The following is a 19,555-nucleotide window of genomic DNA, read 5'->3' as shown; positions in this document are numbered from 1 at the left end:
TAGTCGGCTGGGGCTGATCGTGTCGCTGTCGGTGCCGAAAGGATTCCCAATGGCTCGCTATGAGGTCGGCTATCTGGTCGGTAGCCTTTCTTCCCAGTCGATAAATCGCAAACTGGCGCTGGCGCTCACCCGCCTGGCGCCCCCTCAACTGGATATGCGGGAAATCCCCATACGGGATTTGCCGCTCTACTGTTACGACTACGATGCCGACTTCCCGGAATCCGCCAAAAAATTCAAGGAAGCGATTGCCTCGATCGACGCCGTTCTGTTCGTCACGCCGGAATATAACCGCTCCATTCCGGGCGCGTTGAAGAACGCCATCGACTGGGGGAGCAGGCCTTACGGCCAGAACTCCTTCAGCCGCAAGCCATCGGCTGTCATCGGCACGTCGCCCGGTTCGATCGGCACCGCCGTCGGACAGCAACACCTGCGCAGCATTCTGAGCTTCTGCAACTCGCCGCAGATGAACGCCCCGGAAGCCTACATTCAGTTCACGCCCGACCTGATCAAGGACGACGGCGAGGTGACGCGAGCTTCAACGGCCCAGTTCCTGAAAGACTACATGGCCGAGTTTCAGGGCTTCATCCAACGGGTGCTGACCGTATTGCCGAGGCAGCGTTGAAAGCTGAACAGTTGGGGCGGCAACTCCCGGCTATTCGAAGCAGAATGCCAGTTTCAGGCCGGTGAGCTTTGCCAATTGCTGCAGGCGGCCCTCGATGCGTTCGCCGGCAAACTCCGAATACTCGGCAGGGACGACAAATTCGAGATCCAGCTCCGGCTCGCAAGACTTGCGGATCGAAAGTCGCGGGACGATGCCGGGCATGGAGGCTGAGAACAGGTAGACGATGCGCAACAGACCGCCCAAGAGCTTTGCCAGCGACAGCATTCTCGGGGTCGCGATTGCCGCGAGCGGGCCCGATGCACCGTCGTCGTTGAGGCCCTCGAAGCGGTAGTAGTTGGCGAGCGCAATGTAGGCGCGGCCGGGATGGCTGATGCCGGTGAAAGTACCGTGCGAGATGATGTTCATCGCCTGCAGGCCGCGATAGTCGGGATGCGCCCGCCAGCTGATGTCGGCAAGCAGGCAGGCCGCCTGCCGGTAACGCCCCTCTTCCCGTGTCTCCTCGATGCCGAAGAGCGGCATCATGCGACCGGTCCAGTCGGCAAGTTCTCGCGCATGTTCGGGAGAACGAGCACGCAGGATGGCGAGTTCGTCGGCGGCAGCAAGCAGCGGATCGCGGGCTTTCTCGCTCTCCGGCAGCAAGGAATAGAGATAGCCTTCACGCACGCCCTGGGCGGAAAATCGAACTTTCGCCGGCCGCATCAACGCAATCGCCTCCTGCATCGCGACGGCGCCGAAGGGCAGGAGCGTGCGGCGGCTCTTGGAAATCGCGGCATAGGCGGGGTCTTTGGTGTCCTTCGTCGTGACGACGTAGGTGAGGAAATCCATCGCCTCGTCAAAGGAGATCTCGTAGCCCTGCATCATGTGCAGGGGATAGTTGTTTACTTCCATATGCAGTTTGGCGAGCGCTCGCCATGTCCCGCCGACCGCATAGAAGGTTCGCCCCTCGCCCCGCTTCAGAAGCCCGGCGGTCTTGAGATTCCTGCGTGCGACGATCCGCGCCTGCGCGACCGATCCGACGGCTGCCTCCGACAGCCGGATGCCGCCAAGCGGCAGCGTCATGCCCTTGCCGATCGCCTCTCCGGCGACATCGACCAGTTCCAGCGAACCGCCGCCAAGGTCGCCGACGATGCCATCGGGATCGTGGAAGCCGCTGATGATGCCAAGCGCCGAGAAATAGGCTTCCTCATCGCCGGACAGAACACGCACCTTGTGTTCGAGGATCGCCTCGGCCCGCTCGATGAATTCCGGTCCGTTCTCGGCTTCACGTGCGGCCGCAGTCGCCAGCGCATACATGCGCGTCGCGCGGGCTTGGTGAGAGAGAGCCCTGAAGCGGTGAAGGGCGGCCAGAGCCCGTTCGACGCTCGCCTCGTCCATGCGGCCGGTCTTGGCGAGCCCCTTGCCGAGGCCGCACATGACCTTTTCGTTGAAGAGGATCGAGGGCGCGCGGCTCATCCCCTCGTAGATGACGAGCCGAATGGAGTTCGACCCGATATCCACGACCGATACCGGGGCAATTCCCGGCAGGCGCCCCTGCGCTTCCGACTCAACCATGCGGGTCCAATATCACCGTTTGCGCTGGCTCTTCCAGCCGGCGATCGCTTTCGGAGCGCTCGACTTCAAGGCGCCACCCCGGCCGGAAAGGCTCGGGTTCGTCATGAAATAGTGCTGCGCATTGAACGGCTCGGTTCCCTGCGGCACCTGCATGCGCCGCGAAGTCCCGTCCGGCAGGATCTCATAGCTTTGCTGGTTGTCGATCAGATTGCCCAGCATGATCTGCGAAAGTACCTGTTCGTGCACAGTGCGGTTGGTCAGGGGAACCAGCGTCTCGACCCGCCGGTCCAGGTTGCGCGGCATCATGTCCGCCGAGCCTATATAGACAAGCGCATTCTCGGAGGGAAGCCCGTGGCCGTTGCCGAAACAGAAGATGCGGGAATGCTCGAGGAAGCGGCCGACGATCGACTTGACGCGGATGTTGTCCGACAGGCCCGGTACCTGCGGCCGCAGGCAGCAGATGCCGCGCACCACCAGATCGATTTCCACACCTGCCTGGCTGGCGCGATAGAGGGCGTCGATGATCTCAGGATCCACGAGCGAGTTCATCTTCATCCAGATCGCCGCGGGACGGCCACCCTTGGCGTGCTCGATCTCCTGCTCGATGTGATGGAGTATGCGCGGGCGCAGCGTGTGCGGTGAAACGGCAATCTCCATATCGGCTTCGGGCTGGCCGTAACCGGTGATGAAGTTGAAGATGTTCGCCATGTCGTGGGCGATCGAGGTGTTGCAGGTGAAGAAGGAAAGGTCTGTATAGATCTTCGCTGTCACCGGATGGTAATTGCCCGTGCCGAGGTGGCAGTAGCTGCGCAGCTTGCCCTCCTCGCGGCGGACCACCAGAGACATTTTGGAATGCGTCTTCAGCTCGATGAAGCCGAACACGACCTGCACGCCGGCGCGCTCCAGGTCACGCGCCCAGCGGATATTTGCCTCTTCGTCGAAGCGGGCCTTGAGCTCGACCAATGCCGTCACCGACTTTCCGGCTTCGGCGGCGTCGATCAACGCGCGCACGATTGGGCTGTCGTTGGACGTGCGATAGAGCGTCTGCTTTATCGCTACGACTTCAGGATCCCGCGCAGCCTGGAGTAGGAACTGGACCACCACATCAAAAGACTCGTAGGGATGGTGAACCACCATGTCCTTTTCGCGGATCGCAGCGAAGCAGTCGCCGGCATGCTCGCGAACGCGTTCGGGGAAGCGGGCGTTGTAGGGCTCGAAACGCAGGTCGTCGCGCGGTGCCTTGGTGATCTCCGAGAGTGCGTTGAGCGCAAGCAGGCCAGGCAGAACGGCGACGCGATTTTCCGGCACGCCGAGTTCATTCACGACGAACTGGCGGAGAGAGGCCGGCATTTCCGAGTCGGTCTCGATGCGGATCACCGACCCGCGCCGGCGGCGTTTGAGCGCCGTCTCGAAGAACCGGACCAGGTCCTCGGCTTCTTCCTCGACTTCGATATCGCTGTCGCGGATGATGCGGAACGTGCCCGAGCCCTGGACCTCATAGCCGGGAAACAGCCTGTCGATGAACAGGCTGACCGCATCCTCAAGCGTGATGTAGCGGATCACCGCACCGTCATCCGGCAGCCTTATGAAGCGATCGAGCGCCGGCGGCAGACGCAGCAGCCCGGTCATCGGCTCGCGATCGGTCTTGCTGACGAGCTGCAGCCCCATCGAGAAGCCGAGGTTGGGGATGAAGGGGAACGGATGGGCCGGATCGATCGACAGCGGCGTCAGAACCGGAAAGATCGACTGCTCGAATTCCTGGGCGAGCCAGGTGCGGTCCTGGGCCTTGAGCGCCGCCGGCCGAACGATGACGATGTCTTCCTTGGCGAGGTACTGCTGCAATACGGCGAGCGAGGCCTGCTGCTCCATCTGCAGGTTGTCGATTTCCTTGAGGATATCGTCGAGCTGCTCGGCCGACGTCTTGCCGTCGGGGCTGCGCATGGCGATCCCTTGGCGCACCTGCCCCTCGAGGCCGGCGACACGCACCATGAAGAACTCATCGAGATTTGCGGCCGAGATCGACAGGAAGCGGACGCGTTCGAGCAGCGGATGGGCCGTATTGAGGGTTTCCTCGAGCACTCGGCGATTGAACTGCAGCCAGGAGAACTCCCGGTTCACGAAGCGCTCGGGGCTGGTCATCAGCTCCTGAACGGGCGCCAGGCTCTCGCTCGCCGGCTGCTCCGCACTTTCCACAGTCGTCGATACTCCGTCCATATCCATACCGCCCCATTGCTTTTTGTTTCAGGCTCGTAGAGCAGTTTGACGACGGTTCTGTGACAGTCAATCCCCGAAGCCGGCGCCGTCTCCCTCCGCCATGTTTCCAAGCACTTCCTGGGCAAGGGCACGGGTGATGCGGCTGCCGCGCCCAAGCGCAAGGCGATCGAGGCGCTCGACGAGCGTCTGGGCCGCGTCCAGCGAGCGCTCCATCCGGGCGACCATGTAGGCGACGAGGCGGTCGTCGACGAAAAGCTGGCGATCGGCAAAAAGCTTGACGATGACCTGCGACAGCAACTCGTCGTCCGGCTCGCCGATCTCGACCACCGTCGCCGCCTTCAGCCGCGAGCGCAGGTCGGGCAGCTCGACCGGCCAGGACATCGGCCACAGCCGCGTCGTGATCAGCAGCGTGTGGCCGTGCTGGCGGACATTGTTGATGACGTGGAACAGGCTGCGATCGTCGAAGCCGCGGCGATCGGCATCCTCGAACAGCACGGGGCCGGCCGCCGCCGCTTCTTCCGCGCCGCCACCTTCGATCGGACGAATCTCTGACGCGCCGGACTTCTCCTGCCAGATCGCGGCGAGGTGGGACTTCCCCGAACCGACAGGCCCGGCGAGGATAACCACCGGTGACGGCCAGTTCGGCCAGGCGTCCACCACCGTTACCGCAGCGCTGAGCGGGTCGGAGATCAACAGATCCTCCCGCCCCGACGCGGGAACGTGCTGGAACGCAAGCGGCAATTGCTCGATGGCCTTCGGCGACTTCATACGATACCCGGTCACGGCTTCGTCTTCGAAGCCGTCTCTTTCTTCTTGGTGGCAGGCGGATTGCCCTGACCGTGATAGAGGTCGCTGTCAAGGTAGCGCTGCAGGCCGAAGCGGACAAGCACGCCGACGGCGGCGGCGGCCGGGACGGCGACGAGCAGCCCGACGAAACCGAACAGCGCGCCGAAGGCAAACAGCGCGAACATCAGCCAGACCGGGTGCAGGCCCACCTGCTTGCCGACCAGCTTCGGCTGCAGGATGTTGCCCTCGATGAATTGCCCCGCGAAAAAGATGGAGATGACGGCGCCGATCCACAGATACTCCGGCCAGAACTGCACGATGGCGACGCCAACCGACAGCACCAGTCCGACCATGGAGCCGACGTAGGGGACGAAGCTGATCATGCCCGCGAAGAGGCCGATCAGCAGACCGAAATTGAGCCCGACTGCGGTCAGGCCGATGCCATAGAACAGCCCGAGAATGATGCAGATCGAGCCCTGGCCGCGGACGAAGCCGGCGATCGCAGTGTTCATCTCGGTTGCGATCTGGCGCACGGTTTCCACATGCTGGCGCGGAACCCAGCTATCCACCTTGGCGATCATCCGGTCCCAGTCGAGCAGCAGATAGAAGGCGACGACCGGTGTGACGATCAGGAGCGAGACAATGTCGACGAGCGCGAGACCGGAGTTCCAGATCTGCTTCAAGATCGTGCCAAGGAATCCGGCACCCTCGGCGAGAACGCCGGCAAAGCCTTCCTTGATCGTGCCCATCTGGCTCGAGATCCAGGGCGGCAGGATGTCGGGATTGAAGCTCGTCACCAGCGACTGCAATTGCGCGATGTAGCCCGGCAGCTTGGAAAGCAGATCGGAGGCCTGCGTCGCCAGCAGCGGTATGACGATCATCAGCGACAGGGCAAAGAGGATGATGAAGGCGATCAGGATGACGACCGTGGCCATGATGCGGCTGAGACCGAAGCGCTCCAGCTTGTCTGCAACGGGATCAAGGAAATAGGCGAGCGCCATGCCCGCCACGAAGGGCAGCAGGATCGAGCTGAACACCAAAAGGAACAGAACGAGCCCCGCAAGCGCAAGCAGCCAGAAGACGACCTGCCGCTTCAGCCCGGCCCCACTGACATGGGCCGAGACAGGTCTTTGTTGTTCGCTCTCGTGGCCTTTCACGGTGCTGGTACTCTTCGCATGAGGTGCATCCATATGTTGAAATAGGCCGCGCCGGAGAGAATGGTCAAGGTGGCGGTCACAAGGATTGCCGCCCAGACGACCTGATCGGCGGCAAAGGCAAAGGCGAGATTGGCGAGCACGAGAACAACGAGGAACACCTGCGCGGCGGTATTCGCCTTCGAGACGAGGATCGGTCGCACCTCCAGTGCCTTGCCCAAGAGGCGGGCCACCGCGACCGCTGCGACGATAAGCACGTCGCGGCCGATCACCAGCAGAACCAGCCAAGCCGGCAGGACGCCGAGATAGCCGAGCAGTCCGTAGGCGCTCGCCATCAGCAGCTTGTCGGCGATCGGATCGAGCCATGCGCCGAAAGCGGAATGCTGGTTCCATCGTCGCGCCAGAAATCCGTCGACAGCGTCCGACAGGCCGGCCGCGAGGAAGAGGAAAAAGGCCGTTTGCAGCCTTCCATCCAGAAGCGACCAGGCAAAGACCGGAACGGCCAGAAGCCGCGCAACCGTGATCATGTTCGGTATCGTCATCACCTGTCAGCTTCTCTCCCCTCACCCGATTTGCACCGCAATGTGGAGTGCATGGCGGACGAATTAAAGCCCCTGGATGACGGTGGGGATCGGCCGCGGGCAAAAACGGAAAAAAGGGTCGGAGTTACGGGCATTGCGCTTGCACTTCCGCCCCCTTCGTGCCAATCGGGCGCAAACACCTGCACCAGCGGAGATCCGACATGAGCCAGTCTGGGAAAAACGGCCTGACCTACAGCGACGCGGGCGTCGACATCGACGCGGGCAACCTGCTGGTCGAGAAAATCAAGCCGGCCGTCCGGTCCACGCGGCGTCCGGGCGCCGACGGCGAAATCGGCGGCTTCGGCGGCCTGTTCGACCTGAAGGCCGCGGGCTTCACCGATCCGGTGCTCGTTGCCGCCAATGACGGCGTCGGCACCAAGCTGAAGATCGCGATCGACGCCGACAAGCACGACACTGTCGGTATCGACCTCGTCGCCATGTGCGTCAACGATCTCGTGGTGCAGGGCGCCGAGCCGCTGTTCTTCCTCGACTACTTCGCCACCGGCAAGCTCGACCCCGACCAGGGGGCGGCGATCGTCGGCGGCATCGCCGAGGGCTGCCGCCAGGCCGGCTGCGCGCTGATCGGCGGCGAGACGGCGGAGATGCCCGGCATGTATGCCGGCGGCGATTACGACCTCGCAGGCTTTGCGGTGGGCGCTGCCGAGCGCGGCAAGCTGCTGCCGGCCGGCGACATCGCCGAGGGCGACGTGATCCTCGGGCTTGCCTCTTCCGGCGTCCACTCCAACGGCTACTCGCTGGTGCGCAAGATTGTGGCGCTGTCCGGTCTTGCCTGGGATGCCCCTGCCCCATTCGCAGCCGGCCAGACGCTCGCCGAAGCGCTGATGACGCCGACGAAGATCTATGTGAAGCCGCTTCTGAAGGCGATCCGCGAGACCGGCGCGATCAAGGCGCTCGCCCACATCACCGGCGGCGGCTTCCCGGAAAACATTCCGCGCGTGCTGCCGAAGCACCTGGCCGCCGAGATCGATCTCGGCGCGGTGAAGGCGCCGGCCGTGTTCTCCTGGCTGTCGAAGACCGGCGGCGTGGCGGCAAACGAGATGCTGCGCACCTTCAACTGCGGCGTCGGCATGATCGCGGTCGTTTCGGCCGGTGAGGTCGAGAAGGTCAGCGCCGTTCTTGCGGCGGAAGGCGAGAGCGTGTTCACGCTCGGTCGCATGATCGCCCGCGACGACGGCGCGCCCGGCACGAACTACAAGGGCACGCTCGCCCTATGAGTTCGGGCGCCCCCCGCAAGCGCGTCGTCGCCTTCATCTCCGGCAGCGGCTCCAACATGCTGACGCTGGCAAAGGCCTGCGCAGCGGAGGGTTTTCCGGCCGAAATCGTCGCGGTCTTTTCCGACAAGCCGGAAGCGGGCGGGATCGAGAAGGCGCAGGCGCTCGGCATCCCGACCTTCGTCTTCCCGCGCAAGGATTTCGATTCCAAGGAAGCGCACGAAGAGGCGGTCCTCGCCGAGCTGGATCGCCAGCGCCCGGACATCGTCTGCCTTGCCGGCTACATGCGGCTGCTGTCGGGACGGTTCATCTCGCGCTACGAGGGGCGGATCCTCAACATCCACCCTTCCCTGCTGCCGCTGTTTCCCGGCCTCGACACCCATCGCCGCGCCATCGAAGCCGGCATGAAGATCGCCGGCTGCACCGTGCATTTCGTCACCGAAGGCATGGACGAGGGTCCGGCGATCGTCCAGGCGGCCGTGCCGATTCTCGCAGGCGACACCCCGGCAGACCTTGCCGCGCGCGTGCTCACGGTCGAGCACCAGGCCTATCCGCTGGCGCTGAAGATGCTGGCGGAAGGCAAGGTGCGCATGGAAGGCGGCAAGGCGGTCGCGGTCGCGACCCTGCCGCAGATAGATGGCGCATACCTGATTTCGCCAGCAGTAACTTGACCGCCTTTCGCAACCAGCCGGGCATCTAGAGCGACGTGCATCCGCCGTCCGGCGATCAACACCGGGTGAAAGTCACCAAAGTAAGGCTCGGCCCCCTCTCAAGAAAGGCAGGTTCCCTTCTTCCGGCGCGGTCACGCGGGCGGATAGGGCCGGGAGGGCGGCGTTGCCAGTGTGAGCAGGTTGCCGTCGGGATCACGCACCTGCGCCAGCGTCGAGTAGTCGCCCTGAATGTCGTCCCCAAGCACAATCCCCAGGCCCTGCAGCCTGCGGCGCTCGGTCGCGACATCATCGACGACAAGGACATCACGCCGTTACCGGCGATCTCGACGTCCGTTGAAAGCGCTATCCCGCCCCGGCCGTAGAGTTCCCACTGCACCATCGTATCCATCGGCCGATAATCCGGGCCACGGCCGAGCAACTTCGTATACCACCCTTCGGCCGCCGCAAGTTCTGCGGTGAGAAATACGGTGTAGGCCTTCTGCAGGTTCATTTGTTCTTCTCCTGGCCGGACGCTGTGTGAACCCTGCTCGACCAGAATAGTTCCCCTGACATCGGGGGAAGGAGGCAATACGCCGGCCGATCTCGCGGCGCGTGCCGCCCGTCGAGCGCCGCATCCAGCAGATCGCGTGGTTTCCGCCCCTCATCCGCCCTGACGGGCACTTTCTCCCCGCAAGAACGGGGCGAAGGACGGGCGTGGCACTGCCTCACCGCTTTCGCATACACGTCGGTATGGCGCGTTCCGTCTCCCCGCTTGCGGGGAGAGGGTTAGGGTGAGGAGCGAAGGCCTACCGTCATCCCGGCCTTGAGCCGGGATCCAGCAGCGTCGCGTCCGCGGCGCCAAAGAGTCTTTTGCGCTCAAGGACTTGAGCGCGCTGAATGCCGGATCAGGTCCGGCATGACGGCTCATATGAAGCCATTGGGACCACCGGAACCTGCCGCTACTTCCGCTGCAAGAGCGCCCACTGGATCAGCATGATCGTCTTGGCGTCGCAGATCTCGCCGGTCTCGATCATGCGCGCGGCATCGTCCAGCTTCACTTCGACCACTTCGATGTCCTCGTGCTCGTGGTCGAGACCGCCGCCCTCGCCTTCGCGGATTGACGCGTCGATCGTGGCGGCAAAGAAATGGATCGTTTCGGTCACGGCACCCGGACTCATAAACACCTTGAAGAGCAGCTTCACCTCGTCGATGCGGTAGCCGGTTTCCTCCATCACCTCGCGGCGGATGACGTCGGCCGGATGCTCACCATCGAGCAGGCCGGCAGGCGTCTCCAGCAGCCAGCCGGAATGGCCGTTCTGATGGGCGGGCATGCGGAACTGGCGGACGAGAATGATCGTGTCGCGCTTCGGGTCATGCAGCAGGATCGTCGCACCATTGCCGCGGTCGTAGACCTCCCGCTTCATCCGGACGGTCTCGCCGTCCGCGCCGGTGTAGTCGAAGGTGACGTTGCGCAGGTGATACCAGTTGTCCGAGAGCGTCTTGTCCGAGACGATCTCGATCTTCGTGTCGCGGAACTTCGTCATGCGGTTTCTTTCGCAAGCCAGACGCGGTTGTCGTGCAGGGCGGCACCGCCATAGGGCGCGACCGGATCGGCGCCGGTGAGCACGTTGATGCCCTCTCCGTCGAGATGGGCGCCGTTCGGCCAGATGCCTTCGGCAATCAGCACGCCCGGCTTGGCGTCGCCTGCGACCTTCGCATGCAGACGGATCTCTCCGCGCGTGTTGCCGAGCCGGACGATGTCGCCGTCGGCAATACCCATCGATTCCGCGTCGACCGGATGGATCATCACTTCGGGACGGCCCTCGCGCTCGCGCGACCACTTCATCTCGGTGAAGCTGGAATTGAGGTAGGTGCGCGCCGGCGGGGTGGCGAGACGGAAAGGATGCGCCTCATCCACCGTCTCGATCACTTCGACGTAATCCGGGAATTCGGGCAACGCCTGATGCGGGCCGAGCACACCGATCGAGGCCGGAGGCTGGTTGGGTGCGGGCGTAGCAAGCCAATCCGGCCGGAAGCGGAACTTGCCGTCCGGGTGGCCGAACCCCTTGGCGAAATGCGCCGTCTCGAAATCCGGCTGGCAGTCGATCCACTTTTCTTCCGCCAGCCCGTCATAGTCCATCTCGTAGTGCGGCAGCATGCGGGTAATGTGCTCGCGCTCAGAAAGGCCAAAGCCCGGCAGATGCGCAACACCGAGGCGCTTGGCCAGTTCATCGATGACGAAAAGGTTGGTGCGCACGGTCGGCGGCGGCTCGACGAGCTTGGGGCCGAGCAGGATGTGCTGGTGGCCGCCGCCGCGATAGAGGTCGTCGTGCTCGACGAACATGGTGGCCGGCAGGACGATGTCGGCGAGCTTGGCCGTGTCCGTCATGAACTGTTCGTGCACGGCGAGGAACAGGTCGTCGCGCAGGAAGCCGCGCTTCACCAGCCGCTGTTCCGGGGCGATGTTGGCGGGGTTGGTGTTCTGGATCAGCATGGCCGTGACCGGGCCGCGCTGGCGCAGCGCCACCGGGTCGCCGGTCAAGACGCGGCCGATCTGCGACTGGTCGAGTTCGCGGATGTCAGGGTCGACCATATCGAGGCCCATCAACTCGCGCTTGTCGAGGCGGAAGATGCCGCCATTGTTGTGAAACGCGCCGCCGCCGTCGTATTGCCACGACCCGAGCACGGTCGCGACGGAGAGCGCGGCATGCATCGAGACGGACCCGTTGCGGCTGCGGGTAAAACCGTAGCCGAGGCGGAAGAAGGCGCGCTTCGTCTCGCCGACGAGGCGGGCGAAGGCTTCGATCTCCTCCACCGAAAGCCCGGTGATCGCGGCGGCCCATTCCGGCCCGCGGGTGGCGAGATGCGCCTCGAGCCCGGCTGGATCGTCGGCGAACTTTTCCATGTAGGCGCGGTCGGCGTGACCGTCGCGGAAGGCGACGTGCATGACGGCGCAGGCAAGTGCCGCATCCGTGCCCGGGCGCAGCTTCAGCGCCATGTCGGCCTGCTTCATCGTCGGGTTATCGTAGATGTCGATGACAACGATCTTCGCGCCGCGCTCTTTGCGCGCCTTCACCGCATGGGTCATCACGTTGACCTGGGTGGAGACGGCGTTGGTGCCCCAGATGACGACGCAGTCGGCCCTGGCCATCTCGCGTGGATCCGGACCGCGCAGGCTGCCGGTGCCCATCACGTAGCCGGTCCAGGCGGTGTTGGTGCAGATCGAATCGAAGAAGCCGGAATAGCGCTTGGCGTGGCGCAGGCGGTCGATGGAATCGCGCTGCACCTGCCCCATCGTGCCGGCATAGTAGTAGGGCCAGACGGCCTCGGACCCGTGCGCTTGCTCGGCCTTGACGAAGGCGTCCGCGATCTCGTCGAGTGCGGCTTCCCAGGAGATGTCCTGCCAGTCGCCGCCGCCCTTCTCGCCCTTGCGGCGCAGCGGCTTCAGCAGCCGGTCGGGATGGTAGAGCCGATCGGCATAGCGGGCGACCTTGGCGCAGATGACGCCTGCGGTGTAGCTGTTGTCGGCGCTGCCGCGCACCTTGCCGATCTTTCCGTCGGCGCCGATCTCGATATCGAGCGCGCAGGCAGACGGACAGTCGTGCGGACAGACCGAGTGGCCGATCGTGGGTTTGCCGAGATTGGGGGTCGCAAGGTTCATGGCTTTTCTATATTCCAGAGGCAAAGCGCCAAGAAGGCATAAAATTCTCCGATCGAAACAAATGATCGGCACATCACGGTACCCGATATGAATTATCGCCACATCTATCATGCGGGCAATTTTGCCGACGTGCTCAAGCATGCGGTGCTGGCACGGCTCGTCACCTACATGCAGGGCAAGGACAAGGCGTTCCGCGTGCTCGACACCCATGCCGGAATCGGCCTCTACGACCTTTCCAGCGAGGAGGCGCAGAAGACGGGCGAATGGCATGAGGGGATCGGCCGGCTGCTCGGCGACGACCTTCCGGCGGATATCGTCCCCCTGCTTGCGCCCTATCTCGATGCCGTGAAGGCGCTCAATCCCGATGGCGGCGTGCGGCTCTATCCCGGCTCGCCCAAACTGGCGCGCATGCTCTTCCGCTCGCAGGACCGGCTTTCCGCGATGGAGCTGCACCCGGACGACTACGAAACCCTGCACCGATTGTTCGACGGCGACTTCCAGAGCCGTGTCACCCACCTCGACGGCTGGCTTTCGCTCGGTGCGCATGTGCCGCCGAAGGAAAAGCGCGGCATTATCCTGGTCGACCCGCCGTTCGAGAAGGAAGGTGAGTACGAGCGGCTGGTGGACGGACTGGCCAGGGCGTATCGGAAATTTCCGGGCGGCGTCTACTGCCTGTGGTATCCATTGAAAAAGGGCGCACCGATCGCCGAATTCCATAAGGCGCTGAAGGATCTCGGCATTCCGAAAATGCTCTGTGCCGAATTATCGGTTAGAAGCGATCGCGAGACGACGGGCCTAACAGGTTCCGGCCTGATCGTCGTCAACCCGCCCTTCACGCTGAAGGACGAGCTCGGACTTCTTCTGCCGTTCCTGAAAGAAAGGCTGCGACAGGACCGCTTTGCCTCGGCGCGCAGCTTCTGGATCGCGGGCGAGCAGCAACTCGCCTCTTGACCTCATGCGGGTGTGAGACGCAATCTCTTGGCAGATGAGCGTGTCGCCGAGGGCGGCATCACTGGAATTCAGCGCGGTGCCGGAACGTTCATTGGACCGGTGCGCTGCCGGAGGGGACCATGACAGTCAAACGCGCCGTTACGCTGGCAGCATGCCTTTTCACTGCCGGCCTTTTTGCCGCCCCGGCCAAAGCGGCCGACTACGGAAACTATGCCGAGGTCCGGCCGGCCTATGCCTCGCCAGCCCAGGCAAGCGTTTGCGCGGACCCGGGCGTCCTCGGCTTCATTACCCGCCGCTTCGAATACAAGGCCGCGAACTACATCCGGCAGAACCTGTCGATCTACGAGATCCGCCGGGCGCAACTGACCCAGTTCGAACCGTTCAACGGATACATCTCGTCAGTGCAGCGCCAATATTGCGTCGCCGACGCGACGCTTACGGATGGCAGCCATCGTCCGCTGTTCTACCTGATCGAGCGGCCGTGGGGCTTTGCCGGGATGGGACGCAGTATCGAGTTCTGCATTCCCGGCCTCGATCCCTGGTATGTCTACGGCGACGATTGCGCATCGCTTCGCACCCCCTATTGAACCGTGCCCGATCCTGATACCCCTGATCGGCGCCTCGCCGCCCGCCTTGCCGTGCCGCTTGCCGCCGCCCTGTCGTTGACGCTTGCCGCTTGCGGCGAAGACCAAACGCAATCCGACCAAGGCAAAGCCCAGCCCACACAACGAACTGCACAGACAACCGGCAATGCCAAACCGCCAGCCGCTGCGACCGTGCCGCAAGGGCACGGCTTTGACTTTTACGTGCTGTCGCTGTCCTGGTCGCCGACCTGGTGCATGGACAACGATGCGGCCGGCCGCAGCGAGCAGTGCCGGAGCGGCCGGAACGCCAGTTTCATCGTTCATGGCCTGTGGCCGCAATTCGAGCGCGGTTTCCCGGAATTTTGCCGCACGCGCGAATCCGACCGCGTGCCGACAGCGCTCGGCCAGCAATATCTGGACATCATCCCGTCCATGGGCCTGATCGGACATCAATGGCGCAAGCACGGCAGTTGTTCGGGGCTCAGCCAGCGCGACTATCTGGCCGTCACCCGCGCGGCCTTCGCGCGGATCGCCATCCCCGACAGCCTGGAACAGGCATCCGGCAAACGACTGGATACGGCGGACGTGGAATCGGCACTGATCAAGGATAATCCGGGGCTGACCGAACGCGGCATCGCCGTGACCTGCGACGGCGGCCGGCTCGAGGAGATACGCATCTGCCTGACGCCGGGGCTCGATTTTCGCGATTGCCCCGAGGTCGACCGGGCTGCCTGCAAGGCAAAAACCATAACCCAGCCACCGGTCCGCTAGCGCAATTGCGCGCTTAGCCGAATCGAGGAAATGCTCTAACGTCTTGTTTTCATGCAATCCCCGGACGCAAGGCCGCCACCCACTCTTGCTGGAATTACTCCAGTCGGCCATCCAACCAGGAGAATACCCTTGAAGATCTACTATTCCTCGGCCTCGCCCTATTCCACCAAGGTGCGCATGGCTGCCCACTACAGCGGGCTGGATGCCGAGCACCTTGTGGCCGACACCACTGCCGATCCGGCCGACCTGATCGCCGCCAATCCGCTCGGCAAGATCCCCACGCTCGTCACCGACAGCGGCCAGGCCATTTTCGACAGCCGGGTCATCATGCAGTTCATCGACCGGGAGACCGGCCGCAAGCTCTATCCCCGCGCCAGCACCAAGCGGACGGAGGCCGAAGTGCTTGAAGCGACCGCGGACGGCATTTGCGACTGTCTTCTTGCAATCGTCTACGAACGACGGATGCGCCCGGAAGACAAGCTCCACCAGCCCTGGATCGACCGCCAGTGGTCGAAGGTGGAGCGCGGACTCGATCATCTTGAAAAGAGCATGCCGCGGCTCGGCAAGAAACCACATGGCGGCCATTTCGCCCTCGCCGCCATGCTGCACTACATCGAACTGCGCTTTGCCGGACAATGGCAGAAGGGCCGCCCGAAGCTGAAGCGCTATTTGACTAAGTTCGAGGCGGTGTTTCCGGACTACGTGAAGTTCAAGGACTGAGGCAGCAGCATCCCCTACCCGTCATGCCGGGCTTGACCCGGCATCCAGCGCGCGATGTCCATCGCGCATGAGAATCCTCTTAGATACGAAGTTGTTCCCAAGCTATTCACCGCACAGACGCGCGGTGGCTGGATGCCGGATCAAGTCCGGCATGACGGAGGTGGAGTGGTGCCCTCCTGAAAAAAAGGCCGGGCGATTGCGCGCCCGGCCTTTCAATATCTGCCTGATCGGCAGGATCAGAACTTGTAGCCCATGCCGACGCGGACGCTCTGCTCGTCCTGGCCAGCGCGGACGCTGCCCGAATCGAGATTGAACTTCTTGTCGGCGTAGTCGGTGTAGCGGTATTCGACGCGAGCCGTAACGTTGTCGGTGACGAAGCCTTCGGCGCCGACGCCGGCGGTCCAGCCGTACATGGTGCGCTTGTCGGACGAGGTGTCGTCTTCCATCTTCGAACGTGCGACGGCAACACCGCCCGTGCCGTACAGCAGGACCGGGTTCAGATCGACGCCGACGCGGGCGCGCAGCGAGCCGTTGATGCCCTGCTCGGCCTCGCGGGTGGCGTTCTTCGAGTCGATGCCAGAGTAGTTCACGTCGGCTTCACCGCCGTAAACCAGCTGGCCGCTCTGCATGTTGTAGCCGCCGTAGACACCGCCGCCGAAGCCGTTGGCACCGTTGCCGCTCTGCTTCTGGAAGTTGCCGTGCTGCCAGGTGACCGTACCACCCGCATAACCGCCAGCCCAGTTGCCAGCGACAGGCTCGGAGAAATCGGCAGCGGGAGCCTGCGGGATTTCTTCGACGGCGTCAGCCGCGTGTGCTGCCTGGAAAGCTGCGATCGACATGGCGGAAGCCATCAGGGTGATGATCAGGGTACGCATGCTATTCTCCTTTGCATTCCCATACCGATGGCAAGTTACGCGCCAATTCGGCATTACTAATATACGGTGCGAACCGCCCGGTTGAGGGCAAATTGAATAAAGATTGAGGATTTGAAAGAGCCAAAATGTGAATTCTTTGTGGCACAAGCATGATCAGATTATGATGTTGCTTTCGCACAACATGGAATTTGTTAACCATAAACTGAGAAACACGAATTATACTGCTTTTCCGGAGAGAAATATTAAATCCGGTACACTTCTGTTAATTTTTCTGAAAACTTTCGCTGGGCCCAGTTTAAGCCCGCGCGTTATTCTCTATATCTGGGACAGGTTAAGCAAAATCGACGCGATAGGGCAGATCCTTGAGGATTCTTCATCGGACAGCATTGGTGACGGGCGCAGCCCAAAGGATCGGGCGCGCGATCGTCGAGGAACTGGCGGCACACGGTTTCGTCGTCGCGATTCACGCCAACACTTCGATTGAGGCTGCCCGCGAACTTGCAAAGACCATCAATCAGGCGGGCGGGCGCGCCGTTGCCCTCGACTGCGACCTCGCCGATTCGGCCGCCACCGGGGAGCTTGTCGGCCGCGCAACCGAGGCGCTTGGCCCGCTGGGCGTGCTCATCAATAATGCCTCGCTGTTCAAGCCGGACAGCCTGCGCCGGTTCGACAGCACTCTCTGGGATCGGCATTTCGATGTGCATGTCCGGGCACCTTCGATCCTGGCGCGCGATTTCGACGCACAACTGCCGAAGGGCTCCGGCGGATTGATCGTCAACATCATCGACCAGCGTGTCTGGAACCCGACGCCGCGCTACTACTCCTATACGCTTTCCAAGTCGGCACTCTGGATGGCGACGCGCACAATGGCGCAGGCGCTGGCACCGCGCATCCGCGTCAATGCGATCGGGCCGGGACCGACGCTGCCAAACGAACGGCAGAGCGAAGAGGATTTCCAGACGCAGACCGACGCGCTTCTGCTTCGCTCCGGTCCTGAACTCGGGGAATTCGGCCGCACCGTCCGCTTTCTGTTCGACACGCCGTCGATTACCGGGCAAATGATCGCGCTGGACGGCGGGCAACACCTCGCCTGGGAAACGCCAGACGTCGCGGAGATCGCGGAATGACCACCGGCAGACCGGTAGAGGATGGCGGCATCCTCTACGACGAAAACGAGCGGGACGACGAAGAAGAGCTGGCGGAGGCCCAGCCCGCCCCCTCCCCCCTGCCTGCGATCGAGTGGTCAGAGACGGTCGATGTGCAGCAAGGGCTGCGCGGCGCCGAACTGATCCAGGAATTCGTCAAGCGCCTGCCGAACGGTCCCGGCGTCTATCGCATGTTCAACGAAGCCGGCGACGTGCTCTATGTCGGCAAGGCGCGCAGCCTGAAGAAGCGCGTCAATAATTATGCGCTCGGGCGCGGACACTCGAACCGCATCGGCCGGATGATCCGCGAGACGGCGAACATGGAGTTCGTCACGACGCGCACGGAGACCGAGGCGCTCCTGCTCGAGGCGAACCTGATCAAGCGGCTGCGGCCGCGCTTCAACGTCCAGCTTCGAGACGACAAGTCGTTTCCCTATATCCTCGTCACCGCGGACACCCGTGCGCCGGCGATCTTCAAGCATCGTGGTGCCCGCAGCCGCAAGGGCGACTATTTCGGCCCGTTTGCCTCGGCCGGTGCGGTGGGCCGGACCATCAACTCACTGCAGCGCGCCTTCCTTTTGCGGACCTGCACCGACAGCGTGTTCGAGACGCGCACGCGGCCGTGCCTGCTCTATCAGATCAAGCGCTGCTCGGCGCCGTGCACCCATGAAATCAGCGATGCCGGCTATGCAGACCTGGTGCAAGAGGCGAAGGACTTCCTTTCCGGCAAGAGCCAGAACGTGAAAGGCCAGATCGCAGCTGCGATGAACGAGGCGGCCGAAGAGCTCGATTTCGAGCGCGCCGCCGTCTATCGCGACCGGCTGGCGGCGCTGAGCCACGTGCAGAGCCATCAGGGCATCAATCCCGCCGGCGTCGAGGAGGCGGACGTCTTCGCCATCCATCACGAGGGCGGCATCTCCTGCATCCAGGTGTTCTTCTTCCGCACCGGGCAGAACTGGGGCAACCGTGCCTATTTCCCGAAGGCGGATCCGCAGCTTACCGGCGCCGAAGTGCTGAACGCGTTTCTGGCGCAGTTCTACGACGACAAACCGTGTCCACGGCAGATCCTGCTGTCAGAGAAGATCGAGGAACTCGACCTTCTGTCCGAAGCACTGAGCGAGAAGTCGGGCTACAAGGTATCGATCCTGGTGCCGCAGAGGGGCGAGAAGAAGGATCTGGCCGACCAGGTGCTGGCCAACGCGCGCGAGGCGCATGGCCGCAAGCTGGCCGAGACCGCCTCGCAATCTCGGCTGCTGGAGGGCTTCGCCCAGACCTTCAAATTGCCTTACGCGCCGCGCCGGATCGAGATCTACGACAACTCGCATATCATGGGCACCAACGCGGTCGGCGGCATGGTGGTCGCCGGACCCGAGGGCTTCGTGAAGGGCCAGTACCGAAAGTTCAACATCAAGTCGACCGACATCACCCCCGGCGACGACTTCGGCATGATGCGCGAGGTAATGACGCGCCGCTTCTCCCGCCTGATCAAGGAGGAAGGCCTGCCCGACCGCAGCGCGGATGCGAACGTTGACAAGGCGGCGGACGCCGCCGACCTGCCCTTCCCCGCCTGGCCGGACGTCATCCTGATCGACGGCGGACAGGGGCAAATGACGGCGGTGCGCGCGATCCTGGAAGAACTCGGCATCACCGACCAGGTGATCGCCATCGGCGTCGCCAAGGGTGCCGACCGCGAGGCCGGCCGCGAGCGTTTCTTCGCCGCGGCAACGCCGGACTTCTCGCTGCCGCCGCGCGATCCCGTGCTCTACTTCATCCAACGTCTGCGTGACGAGGCGCACCGCTTCGCCATCGGGTCGCACCGGGCGCGGCGCAAAAAGGAAATGGTGAAGAACCCGCTGGACGAGATCGCCGGCATTGGTCCGAGCCGCAAACGGGCGCTGCTGCAGCACTTCGGCACGGCAAAAGCGGTGTCGCGCGCCGGCATTTCCGATCTCATGGCCGTCGAGGGCATTTCCGAAAGCGTCGCCCGGCTGGTCTACAACCATTTCCACGAGGATGGGGCACGGTAGATACCTGTCGCATCACGTGGATAGAAACCGA

Annotated in this window: 17 protein-coding genes; 9 read left to right on the top strand and 8 right to left on the bottom strand. The window is 63.4% G+C overall.

Annotated features, from left to right (window positions below):
- Window positions 1-49: 49 nt before the first annotated feature.
- Window positions 50-622, top strand: coding sequence for an NADPH-dependent FMN reductase (locus IB238_RS03690; RefSeq protein ID WP_192243672.1), 573 nt, complete (start codon window positions 50-52; stop codon window positions 620-622).
- 30 nt (window positions 623-652) lie between these two features.
- Here IB238_RS03690 and ppx read toward each other — a convergent pair whose 3' ends face one another.
- From ppx to IB238_RS03665, 5 genes are all read right to left on the bottom strand, one after another.
- Window positions 653-2,173, bottom strand: coding sequence for an exopolyphosphatase (gene ppx, locus IB238_RS03685; RefSeq protein ID WP_192243670.1), 1,521 nt, complete (start codon window positions 2,171-2,173; stop codon window positions 653-655).
- A gap of 12 nt (window positions 2,174-2,185) precedes the next feature.
- Window positions 2,186-4,387 carry an RNA degradosome polyphosphate kinase gene (locus IB238_RS03680; RefSeq protein WP_192243668.1) on the bottom strand — a complete coding sequence of 734 codons (2,202 nt, stop codon included), beginning with the start codon at window positions 4,385-4,387 and terminating at the stop codon, window positions 2,186-2,188.
- Between the two features lie 66 nt (window positions 4,388-4,453).
- Window positions 4,454-5,155, bottom strand: a complete 702-nt coding sequence (hdaA, locus tag IB238_RS03675) for a DnaA regulatory inactivator HdaA (RefSeq protein ID WP_192247324.1) — start codon at window positions 5,153-5,155, stop codon at window positions 4,454-4,456.
- A gap of 11 nt (window positions 5,156-5,166) precedes the next feature.
- A complete protein-coding gene (locus IB238_RS03670) occupies window positions 5,167-6,330 on the bottom strand; it encodes an AI-2E family transporter (protein ID WP_348648193.1) in 1,164 nt (387 codons plus the stop codon).
- Entirely contained in the window at window positions 6,327-6,869 is a 543-nt protein-coding gene (locus tag IB238_RS03665) for a CDP-alcohol phosphatidyltransferase family protein (protein WP_192243665.1), read from the bottom strand. The genes IB238_RS03670 and IB238_RS03665 overlap by 4 nt, the downstream gene beginning before the upstream one ends.
- Before the next feature lie 200 nt (window positions 6,870-7,069).
- On the opposite strand from IB238_RS03665, the gene purM reads away from it, so the two are divergent.
- The gene (purM, locus tag IB238_RS03660) at window positions 7,070-8,143 is read left to right on the top strand and encodes a phosphoribosylformylglycinamidine cyclo-ligase (RefSeq protein ID WP_192243663.1); all 1,074 of its coding nucleotides are present in this window, start codon (window positions 7,070-7,072) and stop codon (window positions 8,141-8,143) included.
- A complete protein-coding gene (gene purN, locus IB238_RS03655; protein WP_192243661.1) occupies window positions 8,140-8,811 on the top strand; it encodes a phosphoribosylglycinamide formyltransferase in 672 nt (223 codons plus the stop codon). The genes purM and purN overlap by 4 nt, the downstream gene beginning before the upstream one ends.
- A gap of 938 nt (window positions 8,812-9,749) precedes the next feature.
- On the opposite strand, the gene IB238_RS03650 is transcribed toward purN, so the two are convergent.
- Both IB238_RS03650 and IB238_RS03645 read right to left on the bottom strand, forming a co-directional pair.
- Window positions 9,750-10,334, bottom strand: a complete 585-nt coding sequence (locus tag IB238_RS03650; protein ID WP_192243659.1) for an NUDIX domain-containing protein — start codon at window positions 10,332-10,334, stop codon at window positions 9,750-9,752.
- The gene (locus IB238_RS03645; RefSeq protein ID WP_192247322.1) at window positions 10,331-12,469 is read right to left on the bottom strand and encodes a molybdopterin oxidoreductase family protein; all 2,139 of its coding nucleotides are present in this window, start codon (window positions 12,467-12,469) and stop codon (window positions 10,331-10,333) included. The genes IB238_RS03650 and IB238_RS03645 overlap by 4 nt, the downstream gene beginning before the upstream one ends.
- Before the next feature lie 69 nt (window positions 12,470-12,538).
- On the opposite strand from IB238_RS03645, the gene IB238_RS03640 reads away from it, so the two are divergent.
- From IB238_RS03640 to IB238_RS03625, 4 genes are all read left to right on the top strand, one after another.
- Window positions 12,539-13,402, top strand: coding sequence for a 23S rRNA (adenine(2030)-N(6))-methyltransferase RlmJ (locus IB238_RS03640; RefSeq protein ID WP_192243657.1), 864 nt, complete (start codon window positions 12,539-12,541; stop codon window positions 13,400-13,402).
- 119 nt (window positions 13,403-13,521) lie between these two features.
- Window positions 13,522-13,989: a hypothetical protein gene (locus IB238_RS03635; RefSeq protein WP_192243655.1), complete on the top strand. Its 468-nt coding sequence runs from the start codon at window positions 13,522-13,524 to the stop codon at window positions 13,987-13,989.
- A gap of 51 nt (window positions 13,990-14,040) precedes the next feature.
- A complete protein-coding gene (locus IB238_RS03630; protein WP_192247320.1) occupies window positions 14,041-14,757 on the top strand; it encodes a ribonuclease in 717 nt (238 codons plus the stop codon).
- A gap of 129 nt (window positions 14,758-14,886) precedes the next feature.
- Window positions 14,887-15,477 (top strand): glutathione S-transferase, encoded by a 591-nt coding sequence (locus IB238_RS03625; RefSeq protein ID WP_281414428.1) that lies wholly within the window; start codon window positions 14,887-14,889, stop codon window positions 15,475-15,477.
- 236 nt (window positions 15,478-15,713) lie between these two features.
- Here IB238_RS03625 and IB238_RS03620 read toward each other — a convergent pair whose 3' ends face one another.
- Window positions 15,714-16,352 carry an outer membrane protein gene (locus IB238_RS03620; protein ID WP_192243651.1) on the bottom strand — a complete coding sequence of 213 codons (639 nt, stop codon included), beginning with the start codon at window positions 16,350-16,352 and terminating at the stop codon, window positions 15,714-15,716.
- A gap of 362 nt (window positions 16,353-16,714) precedes the next feature.
- Between IB238_RS03620 and IB238_RS03615 the strand changes: the two genes are divergently transcribed.
- Window positions 16,715-17,479: an SDR family oxidoreductase gene (locus tag IB238_RS03615; RefSeq protein WP_192243650.1), complete on the top strand. Its 765-nt coding sequence runs from the start codon at window positions 16,715-16,717 to the stop codon at window positions 17,477-17,479.
- Window positions 17,476-19,524: an excinuclease ABC subunit UvrC gene (gene uvrC, locus IB238_RS03610; protein ID WP_192243648.1), complete on the top strand. Its 2,049-nt coding sequence runs from the start codon at window positions 17,476-17,478 to the stop codon at window positions 19,522-19,524. The genes IB238_RS03615 and uvrC overlap by 4 nt, the downstream gene beginning before the upstream one ends.
- Window positions 19,525-19,555 lie beyond the last annotated feature (31 nt).

The sequence above is a fragment of the Rhizobium sp. ARZ01 genome, assembly GCF_014851675.1.
Taxonomy (GTDB): domain Bacteria; phylum Pseudomonadota; class Alphaproteobacteria; order Rhizobiales; family Rhizobiaceae; genus Mycoplana.
This window is presented reverse-complemented; position numbering and strand designations above follow the sequence as displayed.

What these genes read in the sequence shown, in the direction of transcription:
- IB238_RS03690 (WP_192243672.1), top strand. Translation starts at nt 50, where the DNA reads ATGGCTCGCTATGAGGTCGGCTATCTGGTCGGTAGCCTTTCTTCCCAG.
- ppx (WP_192243670.1), bottom strand. Translation starts at nt 2,173, where the DNA reads ATGGTTGAGTCGGAAGCGCAGGGGCGCCTGCCGGGAATTGCCCCGGTA.
- IB238_RS03680 (WP_192243668.1), bottom strand. Translation starts at nt 4,387, where the DNA reads ATGGACGGAGTATCGACGACTGTGGAAAGTGCGGAGCAGCCGGCGAGC.
- hdaA (WP_192247324.1), bottom strand. Translation starts at nt 5,155, where the DNA reads ATGAAGTCGCCGAAGGCCATCGAGCAATTGCCGCTTGCGTTCCAGCAC.
- IB238_RS03665 (WP_192243665.1), bottom strand. Translation starts at nt 6,869, where the DNA reads ATGACGATACCGAACATGATCACGGTTGCGCGGCTTCTGGCCGTTCCG.
- purM (WP_192243663.1), top strand. Translation starts at nt 7,070, where the DNA reads ATGAGCCAGTCTGGGAAAAACGGCCTGACCTACAGCGACGCGGGCGTC.
- purN (WP_192243661.1), top strand. Translation starts at nt 8,140, where the DNA reads ATGAGTTCGGGCGCCCCCCGCAAGCGCGTCGTCGCCTTCATCTCCGGC.
- IB238_RS03650 (WP_192243659.1), bottom strand. Translation starts at nt 10,334, where the DNA reads ATGACGAAGTTCCGCGACACGAAGATCGAGATCGTCTCGGACAAGACG.
- IB238_RS03640 (WP_192243657.1), top strand. Translation starts at nt 12,539, where the DNA reads ATGAATTATCGCCACATCTATCATGCGGGCAATTTTGCCGACGTGCTC.
- IB238_RS03635 (WP_192243655.1), top strand. Translation starts at nt 13,522, where the DNA reads ATGACAGTCAAACGCGCCGTTACGCTGGCAGCATGCCTTTTCACTGCC.
- IB238_RS03620 (WP_192243651.1), bottom strand. Translation starts at nt 16,352, where the DNA reads ATGCGTACCCTGATCATCACCCTGATGGCTTCCGCCATGTCGATCGCA.
- uvrC (WP_192243648.1), top strand. Translation starts at nt 17,476, where the DNA reads ATGACCACCGGCAGACCGGTAGAGGATGGCGGCATCCTCTACGACGAA.